The organism is Aquimarina sp. BL5, assembly GCF_003443675.1.
Lineage (GTDB): Bacteria > Bacteroidota > Bacteroidia > Flavobacteriales > Flavobacteriaceae > Aquimarina.
Map to the genome: position 1 here is coordinate 832,306 of NZ_CP031963.1, position 26,717 is coordinate 859,022.

General features: G+C 31.7%; 22 protein-coding genes. 12 read left to right on the forward strand and 10 right to left on the reverse strand.

Going from position 1 to position 26,717, the window contains the following annotated elements; all coding sequences use genetic code 11:
• Window positions 1-28: 28 nt before the first annotated feature.
• Entirely contained in the window at window positions 29-382 is a 354-nt protein-coding gene (locus D1818_RS03765; RefSeq protein WP_233558659.1) for a hypothetical protein, read from the forward strand.
• A gap of 22 nt (window positions 383-404) precedes the next feature.
• Here D1818_RS03765 and D1818_RS03770 read toward each other — a convergent pair whose 3' ends face one another.
• The 4 genes from D1818_RS03770 to D1818_RS03785 all read right to left on the reverse strand — a co-directional run bounded on the left by D1818_RS03770 (window position 405) and on the right by D1818_RS03785 (window position 3,636).
• Window positions 405-752 carry a hypothetical protein gene (locus D1818_RS03770; RefSeq protein WP_118456465.1) on the reverse strand — a complete coding sequence of 116 codons (348 nt, stop codon included), beginning with the start codon at window positions 750-752 and terminating at the stop codon, window positions 405-407.
• 198 nt (window positions 753-950) lie between these two features.
• A complete protein-coding gene (locus D1818_RS03775; RefSeq protein ID WP_118456466.1) occupies window positions 951-2,282 on the reverse strand; it encodes an alginate export family protein in 1,332 nt (443 codons plus the stop codon).
• Window positions 2,283-2,384: 102 nt separating this feature from the next.
• Window positions 2,385-3,254: a type IV pili methyl-accepting chemotaxis transducer N-terminal domain-containing protein gene (locus D1818_RS03780; protein WP_118456467.1), complete on the reverse strand. Its 870-nt coding sequence runs from the start codon at window positions 3,252-3,254 to the stop codon at window positions 2,385-2,387.
• A gap of 28 nt (window positions 3,255-3,282) precedes the next feature.
• Window positions 3,283-3,636, reverse strand: a complete 354-nt coding sequence (locus tag D1818_RS03785) for a hypothetical protein (RefSeq protein ID WP_118456468.1) — start codon at window positions 3,634-3,636, stop codon at window positions 3,283-3,285.
• Between the two features lie 920 nt (window positions 3,637-4,556).
• Here D1818_RS03785 and D1818_RS03790 point away from each other — a divergent pair.
• From D1818_RS03790 to D1818_RS03805, 4 genes are all read left to right on the forward strand, one after another.
• Entirely contained in the window at window positions 4,557-5,363 is an 807-nt protein-coding gene (locus tag D1818_RS03790) for a hypothetical protein (RefSeq protein ID WP_118456469.1), read from the forward strand.
• A gap of 37 nt (window positions 5,364-5,400) precedes the next feature.
• Window positions 5,401-6,060, forward strand: coding sequence for an alpha/beta hydrolase (locus tag D1818_RS03795; protein WP_118456470.1), 660 nt, complete (start codon window positions 5,401-5,403; stop codon window positions 6,058-6,060).
• A 73-nt stretch (window positions 6,061-6,133) separates the two neighbouring features.
• Window positions 6,134-8,668, forward strand: coding sequence for a PQQ-dependent sugar dehydrogenase (locus D1818_RS03800; RefSeq protein ID WP_118456471.1), 2,535 nt, complete (start codon window positions 6,134-6,136; stop codon window positions 8,666-8,668).
• A 262-nt stretch (window positions 8,669-8,930) separates the two neighbouring features.
• Window positions 8,931-9,479, forward strand: a complete 549-nt coding sequence (locus D1818_RS03805; RefSeq protein WP_118456472.1) for a hypothetical protein — start codon at window positions 8,931-8,933, stop codon at window positions 9,477-9,479.
• A 51-nt stretch (window positions 9,480-9,530) separates the two neighbouring features.
• On the opposite strand, the gene D1818_RS03810 is transcribed toward D1818_RS03805, so the two are convergent.
• Entirely contained in the window at window positions 9,531-10,454 is a 924-nt protein-coding gene (locus D1818_RS03810; protein WP_118456473.1) for a GyrI-like domain-containing protein, read from the reverse strand.
• A gap of 202 nt (window positions 10,455-10,656) precedes the next feature.
• Between D1818_RS03810 and D1818_RS25795 the strand changes: the two genes are divergently transcribed.
• Complete coding sequence (locus D1818_RS25795) at window positions 10,657-10,785, forward strand: hypothetical protein (protein ID WP_255424786.1); 129 nt, start codon at window positions 10,657-10,659, stop codon at window positions 10,783-10,785.
• A 120-nt stretch (window positions 10,786-10,905) separates the two neighbouring features.
• Here the strand turns inward: D1818_RS25795 and D1818_RS03815 are convergent, their stop codons facing one another.
• Window positions 10,906-13,308: a TIM-barrel domain-containing protein gene (locus tag D1818_RS03815; protein ID WP_118456474.1), complete on the reverse strand. Its 2,403-nt coding sequence runs from the start codon at window positions 13,306-13,308 to the stop codon at window positions 10,906-10,908.
• 330 nt (window positions 13,309-13,638) lie between these two features.
• Here D1818_RS03815 and D1818_RS03820 point away from each other — a divergent pair, with 330 nt between their 5' ends.
• Entirely contained in the window at window positions 13,639-16,503 is a 2,865-nt protein-coding gene (locus D1818_RS03820) for an esterase-like activity of phytase family protein (protein ID WP_118456475.1), read from the forward strand.
• An 89-nt stretch (window positions 16,504-16,592) separates the two neighbouring features.
• Here D1818_RS03820 and D1818_RS03825 read toward each other — a convergent pair whose 3' ends face one another.
• Both D1818_RS03825 and D1818_RS03830 read right to left on the reverse strand, forming a co-directional pair.
• Window positions 16,593-17,048: a hypothetical protein gene (locus tag D1818_RS03825; RefSeq protein ID WP_233558616.1), complete on the reverse strand. Its 456-nt coding sequence runs from the start codon at window positions 17,046-17,048 to the stop codon at window positions 16,593-16,595.
• Between the two features lie 64 nt (window positions 17,049-17,112).
• Window positions 17,113-17,874 carry an MBL fold metallo-hydrolase gene (locus tag D1818_RS03830; protein WP_118456477.1) on the reverse strand — a complete coding sequence of 254 codons (762 nt, stop codon included), beginning with the start codon at window positions 17,872-17,874 and terminating at the stop codon, window positions 17,113-17,115.
• A 172-nt stretch (window positions 17,875-18,046) separates the two neighbouring features.
• Here D1818_RS03830 and D1818_RS03835 point away from each other — a divergent pair, with 172 nt between their 5' ends.
• From D1818_RS03835 to D1818_RS03855, 5 genes are all read left to right on the forward strand, one after another.
• On the forward strand, window positions 18,047-19,492 hold the full coding sequence (locus D1818_RS03835; protein ID WP_118456478.1) for a TonB-dependent receptor: 1,446 nt from the start codon (window positions 18,047-18,049) through the stop codon (window positions 19,490-19,492).
• Between the two features lie 534 nt (window positions 19,493-20,026).
• Window positions 20,027-20,305 carry a hypothetical protein gene (locus D1818_RS03840; RefSeq protein WP_162897254.1) on the forward strand — a complete coding sequence of 93 codons (279 nt, stop codon included), beginning with the start codon at window positions 20,027-20,029 and terminating at the stop codon, window positions 20,303-20,305.
• A 214-nt stretch (window positions 20,306-20,519) separates the two neighbouring features.
• Window positions 20,520-20,717 carry a hypothetical protein gene (locus tag D1818_RS03845; protein ID WP_118456480.1) on the forward strand — a complete coding sequence of 66 codons (198 nt, stop codon included), beginning with the start codon at window positions 20,520-20,522 and terminating at the stop codon, window positions 20,715-20,717.
• A gap of 504 nt (window positions 20,718-21,221) precedes the next feature.
• Window positions 21,222-22,772: an RICIN domain-containing protein gene (locus D1818_RS03850; RefSeq protein ID WP_118456481.1), complete on the forward strand. Its 1,551-nt coding sequence runs from the start codon at window positions 21,222-21,224 to the stop codon at window positions 22,770-22,772.
• Window positions 22,773-23,180: 408 nt separating this feature from the next.
• Entirely contained in the window at window positions 23,181-23,609 is a 429-nt protein-coding gene (locus tag D1818_RS03855; protein WP_118456482.1) for a DUF1801 domain-containing protein, read from the forward strand.
• A 108-nt stretch (window positions 23,610-23,717) separates the two neighbouring features.
• On the opposite strand, the gene D1818_RS03860 is transcribed toward D1818_RS03855, so the two are convergent.
• The gene (locus tag D1818_RS03860; RefSeq protein ID WP_162897255.1) at window positions 23,718-25,835 is read right to left on the reverse strand and encodes a T9SS type A sorting domain-containing protein; all 2,118 of its coding nucleotides are present in this window, start codon (window positions 25,833-25,835) and stop codon (window positions 23,718-23,720) included.
• Between the two features lie 382 nt (window positions 25,836-26,217).
• On the reverse strand, window positions 26,218-26,667 hold the full coding sequence (bcp, locus tag D1818_RS03865; RefSeq protein WP_118456484.1) for a thioredoxin-dependent thiol peroxidase: 450 nt from the start codon (window positions 26,665-26,667) through the stop codon (window positions 26,218-26,220).
• Window positions 26,668-26,717 lie beyond the last annotated feature (50 nt).

Here is a 26,717-nt window from a genome sequence, read left to right on the forward strand (position 1 = left end):
ATCTATTTCTTTGATAGTATAACTAAAAATGAATAACAAAATAATAGCAATCATGGAATCAGATTACGAAAAACAAGGAAAAACAGCAGCTGTTATATCATACATTACGATTATTGGAACAATTATAGCCATTTTCATGAATCAAGATGATAAAAATACGTTTGCTAGTTTTCATATAAGACAAGCTTTAGGTATCAATATTGGCTTTTATCTACTGGGTGCATTAGTAAGTATGTTTGATTCTTGGATAATTTCATCATCATTTTACATTTTCATCTTTGTTCTTTGGGTTTTTGGATTGATAACAGCTATAAAAGAAGAACAAAAAACTGTTCCAATCGTTGGGCCTTATTTTCAGGAGTGGTTTACTTTTATTAAATAAACATTATCTACATATATAATATTTACTCAACAGCAAATTTAGTAAGTTTAAGATCCGCTGATAAGGTTATAACTAATATTATAGAATCACTCTCTGATTGCACTAAATACCTGTTACCGCCATCGTTATCCATAAAATCAAATTCTGAAAACTTGCCTTGATTTTCTAAGGTTTTAGTTACGAATTCCTTCACTTTATCAATGGTAAAAGTAGCTTGTAAATCAGTAGAGAATTGATCAAAAATTTTTTGTGCATCATTAGCATTATATGATTCGATTATAGTTTTCATTGTATTTCCATAATCAGCATCTGATTGAGCTACACATATATGTAAACAAAAGAATAAACCAAAATATATCAATTTTTTCATAGCAAAAGTAATTTTTAAAAGGTTTTAAGAAAAGGGAATATTCCACTAATTTTATCAAAAATAAGTATTAATACGTATTTAACAAATTAGAATTATACAATTTTAAGTTTGATATAGTAATAATTTAAAAATAATATTCAAAAAATCCTGATAAATCGTATGTATCAGGATTTTTTGAATAAAATATAATTAGGATATCTATTGTATTGGTTTAGGACTCCATTTAAGGAAATTAGGTTTAATAACTAACTGAACCCATCCCCAGTTTTGTAATCCACTTGGATTAGGCTGATTTTTTAGAAACTCCATTCCATCTGCGGCAAACATTTGAGAATATCCAACTTTTACTGACGCATAAGGGAGTAATTTTTGTGTAAATACAATATCCACTTCAGTTCCAAGGTATTTGTCAGCTTCTGATCCATCAGTATCATCAATAAGAGTAGCTGCGGATGAGAAGTAATGTCCTTTTACAAGAAGGCTAGAGGATTTTCCAAGCTTAAAATTTGCTTTGGCATATATATCAGTTAAACCAACAGAGTTTGCGTGGTTTCCAACATAAAAGTAATCCATATATCCGTTAAACTTATGATTAGTACCATAAAGAGGAAAGAAAGAATAGTTTTTTCCATCCGTTTCGTCTTGATCTGTACCGCTTTGGATTTCAAAACCTCCTCCAATACCGACAGAACCAACTTTTCCATTGGCTTCTAATCCAACTAAATATGCGGAAAGATCAGTGGATGGATTTGCAGGATCACTAGTGTCAGGACCTTCTCCTGCTTGTAGATAAGCATTTAAAGCAAGACCTACTCCTCCAAATTTAAACTTAGAGTGTGTACCAAATGTATGTGTATGATAGAATCCATCTGTAGCGGCTCCATTTACCACATTTTGGAAGGTGTTATTTAATGCTAAAAAGCTAAGCGTTGCTTTTTCTGAAGCTTTCCAGGTTAGGTGTGCATACTCCATAGCTTTATAACTAAAAAAGCCAGTAACATTATATATAGTCCCTGTTTGATTACCAGGAAGTGCATCTAAATCATTTTGACTAAATGCAAAACCAAGATCTAATTTAATCTTTTCGTTTCCATATCTTATTAAAGCTAAATCATGGAAACGACCTTGTAATGCCCAGTCTAAACCACCTAAGATTCTCTGATCATCATATGATATCATTTGTCGACCTACTTTAGTAGACCAACCTTTTCCAAAAGCCAAAGATGCCCAGGCTTCTGCAATTTGCAAATTATTATTAGCATCATTATCCAGAATCTGTCTGGTATCTCCCCATACTCTAACATCCTGAACACTAAAATGAGCTTTGAATTTTTCGGAAGTATATCCGAATTTTAGTCTGGCTCTCTGCTGTACAAAAGCCGCAGGGTCAGCTCCTTGAGGAACTAAACTATTGAATCCGTGACGATATTCAAATCGATCTCTAAAATCTAAATCAACACTTAATTCTTGAGCTGTTATAACATTAGTTAACAGCAAAGTACACAATAACAATTGTAATTTTATTTTCATATTCTTTAGGTTTTTAAAAGTTTAGATAAAAAAAATACGTATTAAAAATTTTGTTTAAAATACGTATTTTTCCCCGTTTTATTCACGGTGTTATGTAATAATCTATATCTTAACTTTTTCGTATAAGCTAGTTACTGAATTAAAAGCTTTTGTTAAATCGTTACTTATCTTATACATTTCCAAAGGTTTAAACCCTTGATTCATTAGCTTTTCCTTGCCATTTTTTATTTGCTCCCATTTTGACATGGCTACTCCTAACTTTTCATCAATTTGTTCGTTATTAAAATTAGATATCAATAGCATTGTAATAGCTCCATCGAGTTCATTAAAAACATTATTCAACATTTGTTCAGAATTTTTAGTCTTTAACGTAGTCTGATTTGCAAAATAATATAATGCCAATCTTTGAGCAAGCATACGCTGTCTCCCGGCCATATTTATCATCTTTTTAAGTTCTAAATCAGATTCACTCGAACCATCATCTTCAAGTAAATTCTCATCGCTTTGATTAGCTCCTTTTGATTCTACTATAACAGCAGACACCACATCATTTGTTGCTTTCAGCAAATCTGTATTTAAATCGATAATCTTTTTTGCATTATCGTAATTAGGAGTAGTTTCAATAAGCTTCTTAAACTCTACCCAGATAACATCTACCTTGGCAATTCTATCTTTAGTAACCTTATAACCAGAATTTTGGTTAATAATACCATTTTGTTTTTCGAAAATAATTTTACTGGTTAAAAGATCTCTTTTTGCTTTTGTATCACTAGGGTTCTCGACTAAATATAAATAAGATTTAGCCATTTTCTGACTTAGCATACGTTGCTTACCAGAAATATTAACCGCTTTGTTAAAGGTTAACATTCCATATTTTAAACTTTGTTGGGCACTAATCGTATTTGTACCAAATGCTATCAATCCGATCAGGAATAAAAACATTATAGATCTTAGTGTTAAATTTTTTTTCATTTTTTTCTTTTATAGTTTAAATTGATTTTTAGTACTCTTCTAGAGATAATTGAATGATTTTATTATCCGAAGATAATTTTAATACCAGAATTGTTGATGCGTTTTCGAACTCTACTAAGTAACGCTTACTTCCTTCATCATCCATTAGAAAAGAAGACTCTCCTATAGGTCCTTTTTTAGCTTGATTATCAACTATAAAGCTTTGAACTTTATCTAAGGTAAATGACGATTGTAAATCCGAAGAGAATAATTCGAAAAGCTTATTAGCATCTTTTGCATTATACGCATCAGCTATTTTTGTGATAGTCATTTGATAACTATCTTCTGTCTGCGTAAAACTAAAACAGATGCATAGTAATAGTAAGTAGGTAATTTTTTTCATAAAGTTTGGGATTTGGGATTAAATGGTTAAAATTATTTTATAAGGATCTAACCTTTTTCTGTTATTAATTTTAATTTGCGTAATAACAACACAAGGCAAAACTATTTTTTTAAAAACTGATAAAACATATATCTTCGACTAAATACATTTTTAATACGTTTAATTACTTTTATTTTTGGTTAAGTGGGATATTAAAAACATCACTGTTTTTGATAAATCTTAATAGTTTTTATACATCAATCGTGTTTAAAAGTATAAGTTATTTTAAATATTATGGTTTTAACATAATAAATTTACGTTTTAAGTGTCATTTTTACATAATATGATTTTGATAATTCTTAATAAAATAGATTAAATACATATAAAAACGATTAAATACGCAAATTATACTTACACATTAAGATAATTAAAAAATAATCAAGGGAATATTCAGTATTTAATATCGCAAAATGAAACAACATTAAGGATCTACTGATTTTGTTAGAAAAATAATAGTACTTTTAAAAAAAATCGCTTTAACAAGTATCATATAGCTTTCTACGAGAGGATCTGTTTTTATTTAAATAATTGATTTTCAATTGTATTTTAGAAACACTAAAGAATTTATTTTTTTCATAGAATGTTGAGTTTGTTTACTCAAACTTAAACTAATGATACGGTAAAACCGTAAATTTATTATGTTTTTAACATATAATTGTGATTTGTTTAACATCTTTAAAACTTGAAATTAGCGACAAAAAAAAGCACCAATCCATCTCTTCTTAAGTAAAGCCAATCATAATAAAACTGTAAGAATATTCCCTATAAAATAATACTGAATTATTCATACAGACCATACACTAAGAAAGGCTAATAATAGTTTACTAAAAAAAACTTAGTTTTATCAATTCAGTCTTTAAAGAAGATAGACATTAATTTTTATGAAAAAATTCATCAAAATATTTTTTAAAGCATTAATAATAATATTTCTAACGCTATTCACCCAAGTTGGGGGAGTTATATACTTGATAATTGAACTGATTGTTAAAAGAACTATCAAAAACTACAGATTGATAAAGGCTAGCGTTTTTATGGTAACTTATTTAATAATAACATTCGTGATAGTACCTTATCTTGCTCCTGCCTTCGGAAGAGAAAAAATAAAAAATAGTGATTTAATTGAAGCTTGTACTTTATTTACCATACTTAGCAATAGAAACTACGTAACTCCAGAATTAAATGTCTCTTTACTAAAAATAGCCAAAATCATTAGTAAAAAACATAGTAACATTAAATTAATATATCTGGATGCTAATTTTCCATTCATGGATGGATTTCCTTTACCACCGCATCTAAGTCATAATGATGGAAAAAAAATTGATGTTTCTTTCATTTATACAAATAACAAAAGAACACTTACCAACCAAAAACCAGCGCTATTGGGGTATGGCGTATATGAAGGACCAAATCCAGGAGAATATGATCAAATCAAAGCATGTAAGAAAAAAGGATACTGGCAATATGACTTTGCAAAATATCTCACATTAGGAATCTCAAATAATCAACTTAAGCTTTCAGAAAAAGCAACAAAAGATTTACTTTTGGCAATTGTAAATCAACAAAATGTGGGAAAGGTTTTTATTGAACCTCATCTCGAAAGTAGATTAGGAGTAGAAAACCCTAAAATACGATTTCATGGATGTCAAGCAGTCAGGCATGATGATCACATACATTTACAACTAAAATAGACCTCGACCGGTTTAGTCTGATACAAAAACAAATAGTATGGAAATTAAAACTTTATCATTACATCATATCATCAAAGAACCAACTGTAAAAAAAGATAAAACTCCTGTTTTATTTATGTTTCACGGTTATGGTAGTGATGAAAATGATTTGTTTTCATTTTCTTCCGAGCTTCAAGATGAATTATTCGTTATATCTGTTAGAGCTCCATATCCAATGCAACCATATGGCAATGCCTGGTATGCTATTTATTTTGATGCTGCACAAGGAAAATTTAGTGATGATAAGCAGGCCATAGAATCCCGAGATAAAATATCAAATTTTATAGATGAAGCTGTTGCGGCTTATGATCTAGATACGGATAATGTTACGTTACTTGGTTTTAGTCAAGGCACTATTCTTAGTTATGCTGTAGCACTCTCCTATCCTGAGAAAGTAAAAAATGTCGTAGCATTGAGCGGGTATCTAAATGAAGATATTCTCAAAGAAAATTATGCCGATAACGACTTTTCTAAACTTAATTTATATTGCTCACACGGAAGTGTTGATCAAGTAATTCCAATTGACTGGGCTCGCAAAGCTCCATTAAAACTTGCTGAACTTGGAATACAAACATCTTTAAATGAATTTCCTGTGGGTCACGGAGTAGATCCTCGTAATTTTTATCAGTTTAAAGAGTGGTTGGGTAAACACCTATAGAAATGCCACGAAAATCATACTAAGTAATAGTTTTTTTCGTTCAAATAGAGTTACTTGTCTTAAAACTCTAAAAATGAAAACGCTAACCACCCCAATTGTTTTCGTGCTACTTTTCTTTACCTTTTTTGGTACAGCACAAATCACTTATGAATCCGCATTCCCAAATATAGGTTTCGAATTCGCAACCGAAATACAATCTCCCGGAGACGGTACAGATCGAATGTTTATTGTAGAACAACGAGGAAGAATCAAAGTGTTTCCCAGAAAAAGTGATGTCGCAACTAGCGAAGTAGACACTTTCTTGGATATTACAGATCGTGTACGTTTTAGAGATGGCCAAGAAGTAGGATTGCTAGGATTGGCTTTCCATCCAGATTATAACACTAATAGATATTTCTACACTTATTACACTACGAATAGTCCCGTGGCAGGTATTTCGGTAAGAATGGTACTTTCTAGATTTACAGTAAGTGCTACGAATCCTAATTTTGTTGATCCAGATAGTGAATTAGTTCTTTTTCAGTTTGATAAAAATCAAAATAACAGCAACCACAATGGTGGTAAAATTGCCTTTGGCTTAGATGGATATCTTTATATTTCTATCGGTGACGGAGGTGGTGGAAATGATCCCGAACGCAATGGACAAAATAAGAACACTGTTTTTGGTAGTATTCTGCGTATTGATGTAGATTTAGATGGAAACAATCCAATAGAAACCAATTCAGATTTACCCAATGGAAATTACGAAATCCCTAGTGACAATCCTTTTGTTGGTATAAACGGATTGGATGAAATATATGTATATGGAATAAGAAATACCTGGAAGTTTTCATTTGATAATGTAACAGGTAGACTTTGGGGTGCAGATGTAGGTCAAGGAGCTTTTGAAGAAGTAAATATTATAGAGAAAGGAGGAAATTATGGTTGGAGTCGATTTGAAGGGAATTCTGTAGCTAATAGTAACGTTACTATTAACGAACCTACTATCTTCCCCGTACATGTATACAATCGTAATCAAGGAGATCGATCTATAACAGGAGGCTATGTATATCGAGGATCAGAAATTACTAGCTTAAGTCCAGATATAAGTTCGAAATACATTTTTGGTGATTATGTAAGTGGAAGAGTTTGGGCATTAGACTATAATTCTTCAACTGGAACTGGCAGTAGTACCTTGCTATTTAACACATCTGGTGAGTTTGTTTCTTCTTTTGGAGTAGATAAAAATGGTGAACTATATTTTAGTGACTACGGAAGTAATGCACAAATTTATAAACTCGTAGACGGCATATCTACCCCTTCCGGAACTGCAGTAAATGGTATTGGAAGATGGGAAGAATTGAATCAAGGAATTCCCAACGGAATTGTACAATCTGTAGTTACAGATACAAATGGAGATGTATTTCATGCAGGAACCTTTAGTCAAGCAGGTAACATTACTGCAAATAACATTGCAGTATGGAATGAAACTTCTGGTTGGAGTACATTGAGCATGGGATCCAATGGGACTATTAATGCTCTTAAAATTGGACCAGACGGAAACTTATATGCTGGTGGGGCTTTTACAGAAATAGGAGGCGTTTCTGCACAAAATATTGCAGTGTGGAATGGCAGTAATTGGTCTCCATTAGGATCAGGAATTGATGGAACTGTGGCTGCATTAGAAATCGATAATAACAACAATGTATATGCTGGTGGAGTTTTTGAAACCGTAAATGGAAATACAGTACGAAATATCGCTTTATGGAATGGTATGACCTGGTCTGCTTTAACAGACACTGCCAATGGAGTATCAGGTACTAACAATGAGGTTCGATCTTTGGTATTAGACAGTGATGGAATGCTTTATGTCGGAGGAAATTTTGATGAAGCCGGAAACAATGCTGCCAATAGAATAGCAACTTGGAATGGAACTAACTGGGGAACCTTGGGCACAGGAACTAGTGGTTTTGTAGAAGCTATTGCAGTAACTCCAACAGAGGTATTTATAGGTGGTAATTTTTCTATTGCTGGAGGCCAAACTGTAAATCGTATCGCAAGATGGAATAAGAACACGACCAGTTGGTCTTCCTTAGACAATGGTGTAAATAACATTGTAAATTCATTAATTCACGATGGAAGCAACTTATACGCTGGCGGTGCTTTTGATACTGCAAATATTGATACTAGTAATAGTATTATTGTAAATAATATAGCAAGATGGAGCGAAACCAATGGCTGGGAAGCATTAGGCACTGATACTAATGTGGGTGTAGATATTAAAATCAACACCTTAGAGTTTGCTTCTGATAGTGACGGAATAAATAAGATTTTTGTAGGTGGAAACTTCTCAACGGCAGGTGTAATAAACACTAATAATACTGCACAATGGATATCCCAAAATGTACTAAGTACTCCAGACATTAATCAATCTACAGTTTTTTTGTATCCTAACCCCACTACCGGTATTGTAAGATTACCACAAGAAAATAATTGGATACTTACTGATAATTCTGGTAAAATTATAGATAAAGGTAAAAGTGCCTCTCTTGATATTTCGGAATATGCAGTTGGTATGTATTTTTTAAAAATAGAGAACAGCAAAACACTAAAGATTATTAAAAAATAAATGAATAATTTTTTTTAGCACATATCTTTAAGACCTATACCTCATAGAATTAATGGTTTAATTTATTTCTAGGTTAGCTGTCAATACTATCTTTCTATTTAAAAAGAGTATGTTTTTCAAAACAAGATTTTAATTTATAATCAGTTGTACATTTAAGTGTTTTATGAATAGTGATATTACCTATCCCAAAATAAGGATGTTCTTTATATTTGCAAAACATTGTTATGGCATTAAATTTGGGCAGTGTTTTCAAAACCAAATTATGAGGGCTTTACTTTTTACTGCACTTTTTTTACTTTCTTTTTCATCTTGCATACCTACTAAAATAGCGCCCAATATTAAAGAAGATAAAGTAATGGCAGCCAAAAAATTCAAAAAACAACTTCCTAAAAGACAAGGTTTTATTTTTGAAGATCCTAAAAATGCTAATGAGTTTTATGCCTATATCAATGCCAAATTTAAATTAAACAACAAAGATGTTCGGTGGAATGTTCCTTTTACTGTGAATAATAAAGAATATTATCTTTCATTTTATGAAGTAGAAAGAACTTCTAAAACTATTAATATCGCTCCAATTATAGCTGATGCTGCTTTAATAGCGGCATATCAGACAGTAGGGAGTGCTTTTGATAATTTTTATACTTCTAGAAGTGGAAAGTGGTATGTAGTAATTACAATAAATGAAGAAGATTTTATGGATCCTCTTGAAAAGAACTATGCAAAAAGGGAAGAAGTTGTAGCTTTTCTGCGACAACTCAAAAAAGAATATTTATCTACTAGTAATTATAACAAATATTTATTGATGGATTAATGAAATTATAAAATAAACTGAGCTGTTTAATAACACCTCAGTTTATTTTTTCTATATGATAGGTATATAAAAGTCTACGATACAAATATTCTCCGGATGCTTTCTAAAATCATTATGGTAAATTTCGAAAGGTTTTTCTTCTGACTTACTATATCCTTTTTCACTCATCCAAACAAAGAGACTACTCCAGGCTTTTTCAAAATTATCAGGAGTAATTTCGAAATGACCTATTATACTTTTACCTTTTCTAATAGACACAGGAGTAATTTCACCTTGAGAAATAACAGGTTTCTGTATTAACATACAAATACTCATTCTTACCTTATCAGGCGATGTTACTTTAAAACTATCATGAAAAACTCTTGCCATTTTTACATTTTCGTTTTCTAATATTCCTTTGGATTTTCCCCATCTTAGTAAGGTGTCAAAAGTTTGTTCCATGCCATTCACTCCAATTTGAGTAATACTTGCAAAATGTAATTCTGGTATTTCTGTAACCTCAATTTTTGCATTCATTTTAATCCAGTTTATATGATTATTAATGTTACAAATGTATTTTTCAAAAATCAACTGTTCTTGTCCGATCTTGCTTTCGGTTTTACCAATCTTGCTAAATTTACTTGGAAGTTGTTTTCTAAACTCTGTTGGACTAACTCCATAAAACTTTTTAAATGCTCTGGTAAATGAAGAATTACTATTAAAACCATATTGAAGCGATAACTGACTTATGCTAACTTCTTTTTTATGTATTAAAACCAAAGCTATTTTTTCAATACGTCTTCTATTTATATATACATTAAGAGATTCCCCAATTACCGCTTTAAAAATTCTGTGAAAATGATATGGAGAATACATAGCTCTATCAGAAATAATACCTAAAGATAAATCATCGTCTAAATGTTCATCAATATATTGCAATGCTAGGTTAATTCTGTGGATGTAGTCTTTATTTAACTCTTGTTCTCTTTGTTTCATTTTTTATAAACAAACTGTGATATTTTGACAATTTTAATCTTCTTAAGTACTACTATTACGCTCATATTTTTTTACAAAAACATAAATACGTCCTTGTAAAAATGTCATCCATCCACAAAATACAAACTAACATCCTTCTTCTTAGGTTTAGCAGGATTTAAATAAATAATTTACAATAACTTAATTCTTAAAACTATATATTATGTTAGAAAATTTATTGAGATTAAAAAATCTTAAGGTCTTAGACAAACAACAACAATCAAGTGTAAAAGGATCCGGTATCTGTGCAGATCCAGAAATGCATTACATTCATTGTCATAAAAACGTTTAAAACTTAAAAAAAGTAAAGAAGCTTGTTTGAATAATCAAACTATAATTTATCAATTTCAAGTTTATCAAAAAATCCAAAATTCTATTAGGAAAAATTTAAACAAGCTTCTTTTATGTAAACTTATAATTGTATTTCTACCTTCTCTATAACCGCAGAATTCCAGTCTAATTCTATAGACAAGGTATTTTCTTTTTCATTCCAATTCACTTCAATGGTTTTGTTTCCAACCGTAACAGATTTCGGAGTTGTTTCAATATTATGCACAAGTAGTGAAATCTTACGAGCTGTTTTGGCATAGTCACTACCTGTATTTGTTTTAAAATCAATAGACAATTTATTATCAATATTCTTACTTTCAAAATTTAGTATTTCATACTTACCTTTTTCATAAGCATTTGGTGTTTTACCATCATCATCGTATAATTTCCCTAAACTGTTTTCAACCTTTACGTCGTGATAGTAATGTAAGATTAATTCTTTTGTGTTATACGCTTCAGTGTTTTGGATTGTTCTAACCATAGGAACAAATGCTCCTCCTTTTACAAATACAGGAATATGATCTTCTGCAGTTTCTACGGTAATATATCTTCCTCCCTCATATTTTTGACCACTAAAGAAATCATACCAATTAGCACCTTTAGGAAAGTATACATCTTTTGATGCTACTCCAGATTTTACAATTGGAGACACCAAGAAATTATCACCCCATAAATAGGTATTAGATACTGTTCGTAATTCTTTGGTATCAGCATCTTCAAAAAACAGTGGCCTCATTAATGGAATACCAGTTTGATTATTTTCAAAAGCCAACGTATAATTATATGGAAGCATCTGATATCTAAGTTCTATACTCTTTTTAGCAAGAGCTTTTGTTTTCTTGTCATGAAAAACAGGTTCTGGAGCGATATGTTCTTGTGCATGTGGTCTATAGATAGGTTGAAAAACTCCATACTGTAACCAACGTGTATATAACTCTGCATCAAACTTTTCTCCTCCTGCGAATCCACCAAGATCGGAATGCATATACGCCAATCCTTGTATGGACATAGATAATGCGATTTCTGTTTGTGGTTGTAATCCACCCCAACTTCTATTCACATCACCTGACCAAGGAATCATCCCGAATCGTTGTGATCCGGAATATCCAGCTCTCATTAATATAAATGGACGCTGCTCCGGGAAATCTTTTTCATATCCTTTTTGAACCAATCTTGCCCAATCATGTCCATAGATATTATGTACTTCATCAGCGGATCCCGTAGCATGTAACAATGCAGAGGGATGTACTTCTGGCTCTCCAAGATCTCCCCACCATCCAGACACTCCATATTCCTGCGTATATGTTTTATAGATATTCCAAAACCAGTCTTTACCTTTTTGATCATAAATATCAATGATTCCCGTATTACCAAAATAGAAATCAAATCTAAAAGGATTACCTAAGGAATCTTTTCCAAGTACTTTCTCTGCTACTGCTTCTTCCCATTTTTTTGATGTTGATAAAACAAAAGGTTCTGTTATCAATACGGTTTTTACTCCTTGGTCTTTAAAATCATTGATCATTTGTTTTGGATTAGGGAATGAATCTTTAAGAAACTCGAAGTTCCCCATATGTCCTTTCATCTCTTTTCCGAACCAATAAATATCTAGGATTACAGCGTCTAATGGAATAGAATCACTTTTAAACTTAGCAATTGTCTCTTTGGTCTCTTTTTCTGAATGATATCCAAAACGACTAGCAAAGTTACCAAAAGCCCATCTAGGAGGTAATGGCTGTTTACCTGTTAAATCCGTATACTGATCCATCAAATCTTTCCAATCTTCACCGGCTACAACTTGGTATGTCTTTCTACCTTTAATTGTCTCGTAACTAAGTGTATTATCCTTTTTACTATCAATATCCAGAAATCCAATAGGCGCATTATCAAAATGAACTGCATAGGTCTTAGAAGATAATACTAACGGCATTGTATAATTCATAAGCTCAGAACGAGTTTCGTATCCATAATGTGCTTTATTATATAATTGTAATCGATTTCCTCTTCTATTCATTCCTACTACCCTTGCTCCTGCTCCATAAATAACTTCTTCTTTATCCAAGTTAAAATTCAAGATTTCTGTAGAATCGGTTTTGACATACCCCAACTTTTCAGAAATTAACTCCTTATCCTTATAGGAGTAGGATATATGAAAAGGTTCTTTGGTTATACGAACTTGAATTCCATCAGAACCATATATGATCATTTTATCAGTTTCTGATAACTGTGATACTATTCCTTTTTCTAACACCACTGCGTGTGATTCTGGATTAAAAGTTTCTCCTGTAGGAATAAAAGAAGTTTCTATAATCTTATCAGAATATAATTTGATTATGTATTTACCATTATCCTTCGTAATCTCTATAAACCTATCTTCTTGGTAACTATCAATATTAGTAATAAAATCACTTGTAGTTGTTTTGCAGGAAAGCATAAAAAAAGTAAGCGTTCCGAAAAACAAAAAGGAAAAAAAACTTGATCTCATATGTAATGGATGTTTCTGATTTAGATAAGAATCAAATATACTAGAATCCCTTTAGAATAAGGATATAACAATAAACAGCAATACCGAATTATTGAATTTTCAGTTAAATCGAAGAAACGTAAGAAAAATCACAACAGTTCACTACAACGATTTCGTTTGTATGTAGACTTCATTTTTTTCCATAAGTAATACAATTCATACAGCAGTTACAGTAACATAAAACACCTAACCTTATCCTAATAATTTATTGAGATAGACTAAACGTTTTGGTAATACCGAAGCTATACTTTTAGGGTATCAATAACCAATTTAATCTTAATCAATTTACACATGAAAAATCATTCTTACTCTTTGTCGAGTGAATACAGAAAATTAGTACGTTTTTCTGTATGTTTAAGCCTGTTTTTTTCTTTTTCAGCTTTGGCACAAACGCAGAAAAACAAAACAGAGCTACAATTTGATCTACCGAAGGATAACTATTATGGTCAGGAAATCTACGCAAAAGGTAAAGGGAAATCTTTTAGGGGTTTTGGAGATATATTATTTTCCAGGGCCGTATTAAAAGCTCCAAGTTTTTCTGAGGGACCTACTTCAGGCCTTTTTATTGGTAGTGAACCAATCAATGAACAAGAACTTCCCTTTACTAACAAACAACCTATTCAAGGATTCTCTGCCATATTGAATAATATGGATGGAACCTTTATTGCCATGTCTGATAATGGTTTCGGGAGTATTGAAAATTCTTCGGATTACAACTTACGTTTGTATAAAATAAAACCTAGATTCGAAACCATTTTTAGAAGAGGTAAAGGAGATATTCAGGTACTGGAATATATCGAATTAAAAGATCCTAATGGATTAATCCCATTTGCAATTACCAATCACTTCAGTCAAAATAGAATATTAACAGGTGCTGATTTTGACATAGAGTCTATCCAAAGAACAAATAATGGTGATTATTGGATTGGAGATGAGTTTGGTCCTTTCTTATTACATTTTGATAAAAATGGAGTTTTGTTAGACCCACCTTATGCGTTACCCGATCTAGATAATCCTGGTAAAGAATTACGATCTCCACAAAATCCATTTAGTGAAGAAGCAAGTGCTATAAGAGTTATGAATGCAATGAGAGCACACGCACAGGCTAATGGCAGTAAACCTCCAGTGATGTCTCCTTGGTTTGTTATGCTAGATGACAATGATGAAACTACCGTAGTAGGAAGTAGATCAACATCTGCTAATGGTCTAACGGAAGCTTCAAGTGAATTATTTAATGTTTCCTCATTAAATCGAGCTGGCCATCCGGTAGTTGTATATACAGTAAATGATACTTCAAACATGGATCGTTTATTGGATTTAGGTTTACAAGGGATTATATCTGATCGTCCAGATCTTTTATTAGCTGCTGTACAAAACTTTGATAAAGATGAAGATGGACGTGCTGATTATATGGACGCAAACGGTTTAATCGATGTAAACCTTTTTGATGCGCAAGGACATCGTGGTGCTCGAAATTTACGTCCAGAAAACACCTTACCATCTATGGAAGCGGCCTTAGATTACTTAATGCCTACACTAGAAACAGATTGTGGAATTACTTTAGACGGAATCCCGGTATTAGATCATGATCCACATATAGAAGCAGCTAAAACCAGAAAAGCAGATGGTACTCCATACCAATTGGAAGATGAAGTATTCGTAAAAGATCTTACATTATCTACTATTCAAAACACTTTCATCGCGGATAAAATATTGACAGGAAGACCAGCACAAACTAATGATCTCTCATTATCTCCTGTATCTGTAGCTTTTTCTGGCGAAAAAGGTTTTATCGATCCTTACATCATGCCATCGCTACAGCAATTATTTGATTTTGTAGAGTTTTATGTCAGTTATTATAAAAATGGCGAAGGATCTACTCATCCAGAAGCGACAAAACGTTGGATGAATGCTTCTAAAGTTCGTTTCAATATAGAGACTAAAATAAACCCAAGAACAGATCTTGACGATCGTGGAGATATATTTGCCGAGAGAACATTTGGTCCTGAAACATTTACTAAAGCAATTGCAGATATTATCGTTGCTAATGAATTAACAGATCGTGCAGATATACAAAGTTTTGATTTTAGAACATTACTACTTACACAGGAACAATATCCAGAAATTAGAACCGTATGTTTATTTGGTGATTTTCCTAAAATTGGGGACGCGGGTGACGGCACGAACTTACAAGATCAAAATGGAGAAAACACTCCCTGGTTGGCAGGAATGTACTGGCCATATAGAGTTACAAAATTCGACACTCCATTTAATGTGAAACAAAGTGGCGGTTTTGAAGGAATGGCTTTAACTACAGATAATACTAAATTATTACCATTGTTAGAAAAACCTCTAGAAGGTAGTGAAAACAATAACTTATTAATTCACGAATTTAATTTAGCGAGTAAATCCTATACTAATAAAAGGTATGAGTACCCACTTAACGAAAGAGCATCTGCAATTGGTGATTTCATAATGTTTAGTGGAGAAAGAGGGTTAATCATAGAACGTGATGGATCCCAAGGTGATCTTGAAGGATTCAAAGCTGTTTATGAAATAGAATTAGATAAAGATTCTACTATGCTACAAAAACGATTAAATGTAGATTTATTAAAAATTAAGGATCTAAGAAGAATTTCGGAACCTGGCTTACCTGGAGACATAGGAATCGGTAGAGATTTTGCATTTCCTTTTGTGACTATAGAAAGTGTTGTAGTATTTAATCCTTTTCTAATAGGTGTTTTAAATGATAATAACTATCCGTTTAGTGTGGGTCGGCACGTTGGTGAAGGATTACCTGATGATAATGAGTTTATACTTATTTGGTTAGACCAACGATTGGGATTACCTTGGAATACCAATAGCAATAGCGCTTTAAGACTCCAGGATAATGATTTTAAAACCTATCCTAATACATTTACAGATCAAGTTACTTTCTCTACCACGAATAAAAATGTAAACTCTATAGGAATTGATATATTCGATATAGCAGGAAATTTAATAAAAAGAGAGCATTTTTCGAATACTGATACGAAGGGTTTTCAATATACTTGGAATGGCCAAACAGACGATGGTACTGAAGTAGCTACTGGGGTTTACATCGCAATCATTGAAGCTGATGGAGAATTCATTAAGAAAAAACTGGTAAAAAAATAAAGCCAGAAATTAACCAACTTTCTATCAATAAAAACCAAAAAAAAGACCTGCTAAAATAAGCAGGTCTTTTCATATATTTTCGATGTATATTAGTTTCTAGGATACAAAAATGATTTTTCGACCTCAAAATCGACTACTCCGTCTTTTCTAACATCATAAATAATAAATAACTGTCCCCAATAAACACCATCAGTAAAATCTGCTATTATCCATTTATGATTTAATAACCGAACCTTATTGATAGCCATATTTCCTTCCATTCCAACAAAAGGAACAATTGGATTATCTGTACCTGCTTTATTCTGACTTACTATCTGATCACTGATTGTTAATTCTAATTTTTTAGCATCATACCCTTGTTCTTCAAAATAACTGATCGCTTCCTCATCACTGTCTAATGAAAAATAAGTGAGATCCAATATTTTTTCAATTAATGAATCCTTTTCTAAATCTTTAGATTTTAATTCTTCTTCCTTCTCCCCTATTTTTTTTACTAAATTTTCAATCTTACCATCATAAGATTCCTTTGCCTTTTTAGCATTCATAAACTGAAACAATATGAACAACACTGAAAAAATAAATAAGTATAAAAATATTCTACTTCGCATATTAAATTGTAATTTTTAGATTATCGTAGGCAATAAAAACGTTTTTTGGTAATTGTTGTTGTACTTCTTTATGAAATCCTAACATATGACTAATATGCGTCAGATAGGCTTTTTGTGGTTTAATTTCATCGATAAACTCTAATGCTTCTTCCAGATTAAAATGAGAATGATGTGGTTCTATTCTCAACGCACTCACCACTAACACCTTAATTCCTTCTAATTTTTTTCTCTCTTCTTTTTCAACTGTTTTTACATCCGTCAAGTATGCAAAATCCTCGAATCGGAATCCAAAAACTTGTAATCGATTATGCATTAGATTTATCGGAATCACATCCAGGTTGCCCAGTGCAAATGGTTGGTTAGTTAGTTCATTTTCTATAACACTGGGTGCTCCCGGATATTTATTCTCTGATGAAAATATATAATTAAATCTTGCTCTTAAAGATTCTAATACTCTTTTATGTGCAAATACGGGAATATCTCCTTGTCTGAAGAAAAATGGTCTTATGTCATCCATTCCCATGGTATGATCTGCGTGTTCGTGGGTAAAAACAATACCATCGATCCTGTCTATATTATTTGCCAACATTTGTTGTCTAAAATCTGGTCCACAATCGATTATATATTGATATTCATCCCAAGCAACCATTACTGATACTCGTAATCTCTTATCCTTTGGATCTTTACTTAAACATACAGGATGTGTACTTCCTATTATCGGAATTCCTTGTGATGTTCCTGTACCAAGAAATGTAATCTCCATATCTTAATTAAGTGAAAGCAAATGTAATTATAATTTTTTTGCTCAAAAAGTAATTCATTTCTACGCTGTATTATTTATACCTATTATAAAATGCGAAAATTTGCAGCTAGTTTTTTTTAATAATACTTAATGTATTAGTAACTTTACATAAACAAAAAAAGCCCTTTTCGCTATGCCTATTACTATCATGGGAGACAAAGAATTCGAGTCTGTCCCTTCACTTAAGAGTAAAGCTTTACGAATTAATCTAAATGCTAACATCTATGGTACCTTTGCGGAAATTGGTGCCGGTCAGGAAACAGCACGTAATTTCTTTAGAGCTGGTGGTGCCTCTGGTACTATTGCAAAGGCTATGAGTGCCTATGATAAAGATTTTAGTGATGCCATCTATGGTATAGAAGATGACAAACGTTATGTTACCGAAGCGAGATTAAAAAAAATGCTAAGGCATGAAGTTCGTCTTATAGAAGAACGTATTACCAGAGAAAAACATCCAAACAAGCTATTTTTTAGTTATGCCAATACGGTAGCTACTATAGATTTTGCTAAGAAATATAAAGGACATGGTTGGGTAGGTATTCGATATCAAACAAAACCAGATGAAGATTATAATGAAATTATACTTCATATTCGTTTTCATGAAAACGATGCCAGATTACAACAAATGACTCTTGGAGTATTAGGTGTAAATCTTATTTATGGAGCTTACTACAAATACGATAATCCAAAAAAACTTTTACGATATCTATATGATCATTTAGACAAAGATCAAATTGAAATTGATACTATCAATTTTTCGGGACCTAGATTTAAAAAGGTAGATAACCGATTAATGAGTTTACAGTTGGTTAAAAATGGAATGACAGAAGCAGTAATGTTCGGACCAGATGGTAATAATGTGCTACCAGCAGCTGTTTTATATAAAAAGAATATCCTAGCACTTAGAGGGAGTTTTAGACCGGTGACTAAAGTAAATATGGACATTTACAAGAAGTCTCTTAATATGTTCCTGAATGAAAATAAGGTACGTAAGGAAAAAACGATAGAGATTTTTGAAATTACTCTTTCTAATCTTAGAGCAGAAGGAGAAATTGATGAAGAAGATTTTATGTGTCGAGCCCGTTTACTTTGTTCTCTCGGACAAACGGTAATGATCTCTAATTTCCAGGAGTATTATAAGGTTGTGGAGTATTTCTCTAACTATACAAAAGAGCGCATGGCACTATCGATGGGTGTAAACAATCTAGTTGATATTTTTGATGAGAAATATTACCGACACCTAAGTGGTGGTATTCTGGAAGCCTTTGGTAAACTTTTCTTTAAAGATTTAAAAGTATACTTATACCCATTAAAAAATCCTAAAACCGGCCAACTTACAACTAGTGAAAACCTTAAGGTGCATCCTAGAATGAAAGAATTATATAAATTCTTTAAACATAATGGTAAGCTGCAAGATATTGTGGATTACGATCCCACTATTATGGATATATACTCTAGAGAAGTACTTCAGAAAATCCAAGAAGGAGAATCTGGATGGGAAGAACAATTACCAGATCTTATTCCTGAAATGATTAAAGAAAATAATTTCTTTGGTTATAAAGAAACTGAAAAAGTATAAGTAAGCATTTATCATACGTTTACAAACGGATATAAATACTAACAACAGATATACAGATTGTTATGTATAAATCTACGTTGTATAACTTTGCGATAAATATCAGATTAATTGCAAAAAGTAATTGCTAAAACAATATTTCTTCTAAGTGTATTTCTAATTTCAACAACTAGAGAATGATAACTTTTCTTTGTATCAATATTCAAAAAAGTACGACGGATGCGCAATGGAAATATCCTAAACAATTTCTGAAATAGAGGGCTAGGAAAACCTACAAAGACTATCTAAAAATGATTACAAAAGAACGATCAGAAAAACTAAAGACAACGTAAACACTTTATACATTGTTCTTTATGGTTTACTTACTAACATATAAAATCGATTAGTTTTATTTTTTTATGGATAAAACATATGTTCTACTCATAAAAAAACATATGTTCTATAATGATTAGAATTTGTTGTAGAAAAACAAACATCTATAGCTATACATTATAATTGATACATGTAAATTGGAATTCAAATAAATTTCAAAAATTAATGATGCATTGTTTATCTGTAAGCATAGTAAGAATTATAGTATCTTTTTTCATTCCTTTTTATAATTTTGGTCGTACTACCAAGAAAAATAAATCTCCAAAAGAGTATAAAAATAGGACAGAAAAAACAGCTCTATTTACTTCTAAATACAGATTGGAAGACATTGCATTATCCTACGAAGAATGTGAAGATATTTTAATTCATCAATTAAATCTTAAAAAAAAAGCTTTTCAAATACTAAATGCTTGCTCACAAATCAAACACTTAGGTTTATCCTAATTTAACTGATGGAGTAAGCTTTGGTAGCATTGCCAGTAAAAAGGCGAACAAACCTTTATGAAATCAAAATGTAGTTTTTAACCTGAATAAAAGAACGTCTAATCAATTTAATAAAATGGATAATAATTTTAAAGATAGTAAATACACAATTCACCTTGGAGAAGTACTTGTCAGGAGTTAGGTTTTTATCAATCTCTAAAAATTGAGGCGAATATTGAGAAAAGTATTTAATTATGATCAAGCCAAGTATGAAGTGATCAACTTAGAATTAAGAACGCATCTCTGTAATCCTAATAATGATATTAGAAAAATTAACAGTAAAATTAAAAATAGACCCGAATTGCTAGATCCATTAGAAAGGCTTATTCTCATTGGAAAGCAAATATTGAAAAGGATATTCAACAATAAGTAACATTAATCTTAAAACCACAACATATAATTGAAGAATAATAAAGAATAGCCTCCTACGATAACATTTAGATAATAGGTTCGCATTCTTTTATATCCTATGGATAAAATGACCTTAACTAAAATGACTTTTTCATTTTAAGAGACAGAAAAGTATAATCAACTCTTCATCGATATCCTCTTATGATTATACAATACAATAAGCATAACTAACTAATTTTAAAAATTTTACGATTTTAGCGCATAAAAAAACACAATTTCAATGTGCTTTTTTCAAAGCAAAACTCACATAACTAAACAAAAGTAAGCTATGTGTTTATCTTAAAAATTTAACTAACCCTTTAACTTGGTTTTGTACAATCATATGTACTTGACATAACTGGTCACGCATACGTACAATTACGAAAACGTTTTCGTAATTATGAACCAATAATATCTTCAATAACCTAATGAAGTAGAATATTTTAAATATTGGTAAAGCAAGATCAGGTTAAAAAACACAAACGAAATGAAAAATCTTAATAAGAACTTATTAATACTAATCATAGGATTGCTTTTTTTACCATTCACAACTTTTTCACAGCCTCCAGGATCCGGTTGGAATGTTGTTTATGCTGATGAATTCGATGGAAATAATATTAACGAAAACAGATGGTTTGTAAGAACTAATGGTGTTTTTACAAGAGACCAAGTTGTGGTAAACAACGGTACATTAAAATTAAATAATACTTACACAAATAATGGAGTCATTAAAGGTGGCTGGATTACATCTAAACAGAAGTTTGGCGGTGGTTCTGGCAATATTAAATATGGTTATTATGAAGCCAGAGTTCGTATCCAATGGAATCCTAATGGATCCATCTGGCCAACCTGGTGGATCTGGGGAAACCGTGTCAACGGCGTTACCACGACCGAAATTGACATTATGGAGTATAGCGGATTTTCTAAATTATATTTTAATAATCGAGCAACTTCGTCACATCATTATAGAGGAAAAGTAAACATTGGTGGTAGTAATCAAACAACGACAAGCGCCCAAAGTGTTTTAAACAGAAACCCTTTTGAGTGGCATCGTTGGGGAATCCTTTGGACTCCTAACGAATTGTCCTTTTATTATGATGGTGTAAAATATATGTCATCGTCACAGCCAGGTGATGCCAGAAATTCAAATGATCCTTTAGGATTAATATTCTCTACAAGCCCGCATACTATCAACGCAGACCCGGAGCAACCTGATAACCCAAGATCCGAAAACGCTGCAAGACCAGGACAAAATTTTCCAGCTTTAGAAGTTGACTGGGTTCGAGTATGGACTGGAGGCAATACCGGTGGCGGCAATGGTGGTGGAAACAACCCAGTTGTAGCTATTAAAAAAGGAAATGCAACCAACTTTGGTATCGATGGCAATAACGGTGGTGGAGATGGTCAAAATGTATATTTGTGGTCCGCTAGTAATGGTAATATCAATCAACAATGGGTAGAAATTAACCGTGGAAATGGTTATTACTCATACCAAAAAAGAAATACAAACTTTTGCTTAGATGGTGGTAACGGTGGCGCAAATGGGCAAAACGTGTACTTATGGACTTGTAATAATAACCAAAATCAGCATTGGAGAAAAGTTAATTTAGGTAATGGAAAATACCGATTAGAAAAAAGAAATGCTCCAGGATTTTCTATAGATGGTGGTAATGGTGGTTCAAATGGCCAAAACCTTTACCTATGGTCATCTAGTAACGGTAATCAAAACCAGCATTGGCAGTTTACTACAATCCAATCTGGTAGAAGTGCATTTATTGGTCCGTTAAAAGAGCCGACAGTTAATCAAATAGAAATTTATCCAAATCCATCAAATGGAAATTTCAATATCAATTTTAACCAAAAAGTTAACCAAGTCAATGTGATTTTGACAGATATTAGCGGACGGATTGTATATAAAGAAGTTATAGAAAATACAACGAGTAAATCCGTAAATACACAAGGATTACCAAGTGGTATTTATATACTTAATTTACAAGGAAAAGATATAAACTTACAAGATAAACTAGTGATCGAATAGAGTGATCACCCTTGATCATTGATATCTCAAAACATTACTGAATTATTTAATTTAACCCGGATTAAGAAATAAAATTTCATAATCCGGGTTAAAGTTTTCATATAGTGAAGGTTATTATACTGCGTCTAGAATATTTACCAGCATTTGCTCTACTCGCGATTCTGAACTAGAATTTATAAGGAGTGTAATACTTTTAAAAATTTAATTTTCCTCTTAAATGAAATCATAAGTAAAAATAAAAGATTTGATTTAAAGATGAAGAGAAATAAAACCTTATTGTTAACTAATTAACGCTAAAATAAAATTGATAACAAAACTGAATATATCCATAAAGTATTAGAAAATGTTTTATAATATTATGCTTAAATACAAAATCATTTTTTAATAATTTTATATCCTTTGAAACCTATGTCAAAATTGAATATAAAAACAAATCCAAAGGTTGAATCGGTTTATCAGAACTACACGGATCCTGTTCGTAAGAAAATAATGAATCTTAGAAATCTAATTATTGAAATCGCGGAAACAACGGAAGGAATAACAAGTATAGAAGAGACCCTAAAATGGGGAGAACCCAGTTTCTTGACCAAAAAAGGAAGCACTATTAGAATTGACTGGAAAAAAGGAAAACCAAATCAATATGCTATGTATTTTCAATGTACGAGTAAATTAGTAACAACTTTTAGAGTTTTATATAAAGACACTTTTCAATTCGAAGGAAATCGAGCTATAATATTCCCAATAGATTCTAGAATTCCTAAAAAGGAGCTAAAGAACTGCATTACCGCCGCATTAACCTATCATAAAGTGAAGCATCATCCTTCTTTAGGTATTTAAAAACAAAAAGCATATGTATCAATAAAACACATATGCTTTTATACTATTTATATAATACTCTATTAAAGGATTTGAGCAGCGTGATCTTTGGTTTTTATTTTAAAATAATTAATTTTTAATCATTTTTTTTATTACACTATCACTTGAATCACTATTAATTTCGACCAAGTAAAAACCACTAGCTAAAGCGGATATATCTATTGGGCCTGATTGGAATAAACCATTCATAATTTGCTCTCCTTGAACATTATAAATTTTAAAAGATGAAACACCTAGAGTACTAGCATTAGCTATATCCACATATCTATTTGCTGGATTAGGATACAACGAAACTGTTTCGGAATTAAAAACTATATCATCAGTGGATAAAACATTAGCCTGAGTAAGCTCTATAATTCCCCAACAAGAATCAAAGGTTCCAATATTTAATGTCATAGCACCGGTATTATTTGTTTCAAATGATAAATCAATTGAAGCTTTACCAGGCATATGAAGAGTAGCTCCTACAATAGCATTAGGAAAAACACCTACTGGAATTTTTACCGAAATATTGTTATGGGTTTGAGCTGAATCTTCTGCTACATTATATTTTCTATTGATTAGATGAAGTGCATAGGGCGCTGCCGGATCTTCAGAAGACATTCGCGGCAATGCCGAAATTAGGTAATTTACCCACTCATCATTACGTAAAACATTGATTTTCCAAGAAAGATTACCATTTATATCACCAGCATTATCCATACTGATAACATTAGAAGAACTTTGGTTGAGTATCTGATTCTGTGCAGTAGTTAAGTATTGAACATCACTATCATGAACAACCACATCATATTGCCCCAATTCTGAAACAGTAGGAGCTAAAGGTTGATCAGGATCACCAAATATTTTTAGATCAAATGAAATATTTCTTGTTACTAAATAATCAAGTGTTTGACGAGCATTCAAACTCCCCGCCATTCCACCTTCCAATAATGAAGCATATACGGAATAAGCAAGTGCTACATTAGAAACTGCTTGATAATCATCAAACAATTCATTGTGGTCATGAATGAATTCATAAATATCAGCAAAATTCTCCCATCCAGTATCCCAGGTATTACTTCCACCTATCCATACTTTTCCAGGAATTGTAAAAATGGAACCTGTGGCATATGCTTGAGCTATCCAAGCACGAGCCTGTCTAGGAGAACTTCTATCATACAATGCTTTAAATGCATCAGGATATGGAAAATAAATCAAAGTTTTATCTAGAGCCTCAGCAGCTTTATAATGTAGTAATGGCTCAACAGATGGACTTGTAGCTATATCGCTTGGATGACCATACTCTCCAGCAAGATAAGTTAATCTATCAGAATAAACATATCCTCTAGGTTCTACAACATTCGTTGTGGCTCCAATTTCAATTCCTGGTCTAATAGTATCAATATATTCGAATAATTTTTCCATCATATCATTAAGCGATTGACGCTGGAAGTATACAAAATCCTTATACAGTGGAATATTTCCATTAATACTATTTGCTCGATTTCTATACGTTTGTAGCGTCATTCCACTATTTAGCAAAAATTGACGATAATTGAAATCATTAATATTGTCAATCCCTAAATTCGTTAGCTCTTGAGCTGTATACTTACTCCTCATATATTCTCTAAAGCCATTCATAGAATGAACAGAGAAATCTCCTCCGAGCCAATGTAAAGTTCGAGTCGCAGATGTTTGTGAATCAAACATCATATGTGTTACAGGTGCTAAAGTCATTCTATCCACCTGATATTTTAACCATTCTAAGAAATCAGGACCTTGATGACTCATCCAACTATGAACATGACCATTGTATGTACCTCCATTATCAGCAGCATTTCCCCAGTGAATATCATCACCGTCAAGATTCTTTGCCCAGTATTGTCCCGGATCATCCATAAAATCAATCATCCACTTCCATCCCCAATCAAACTCTCCGCGACCAAAATAATACTTACTATCAGATGTATGATTCTCTACTTTTGTAACCCATTGATTAATAGCCGAATCAGATTCAATACTAGCATTGGGCATAAAACCCCAAAAAATACCATCTGCTTTATATTTATCATAATTAAACGGAGTTGCAACTGATTCTTGGGTAAATAATACTGTTGATTTTTCTATAGAACCATTTGTTTGTCCTAAGAGATTATATGACATACAGTAAAAAGCCATAGCGAGTAATAATAATTTTCTTTTCACCTGATTTTTTTAAAGGATTAAGTAATAATTAGATTAAGGGTGTTTTTTAAATTTTTAGTACTGAACGAACACAAATGATATAGGGGCTGTGTATAGAACCATTTTACTATATTTAAAAAACTAAACACAGCAAAAATAATTCTACAAAGCTAACTGCAAGAAATGAAATAGAATTCGTAGTCATTTAATTAGTATTTGTTATGGATCACAAATACCATTTTTTCCCTAATTAATTTTAGTTTTACTAATTCTAACCGCTTTTTATAAAAAATTAAACGAATCTTTAGGAAAAACATTTATCTACTTCAAACATTTAAAAAAGAAAGGCATACGTACTTTTCAGTAGATATGCCTTTAAAATCTTCTATGATATTATACTTAATTAAAGAATTTGAGCAGCGTGATCTTTGGTTTTTACCTTAGTAATAACTTCAGTAAGAACCGAATTTTCGTCTATTACAAAAGTAGTTCTATGAATTCCATCATATTCTTTACCCATGAACTTTTTAGGGCCCCAAACATTAAAAGCTTCTATCACCTTCTTGTCTTCATCCGCTAGTAATGGATAAGGTAATTCATATTTATTTTTAAAATTTTGTTGACGCTTTGCACTATCTGCACTCACACCAAGAATTTCATATCCCTGAGATTGAAACGTTTGATAATTGTCTTTAAGATTACAAGCCTCTGCCGTACAACCAGGTGTACTAGCTTTTGGGTAGAAAAAAACAACTAATTTTTTTCCTTTGTAATCTTCTAAACTAATAGTATTTCCATCTTGATCCAATGCTGAGAAATTAGGAGCTTTATCTCCTGCTTTTAATGATGTCATTCTTTTATAATTATATGAAAACTTAAAATTAAGTTTGTTTAAACTTTTTT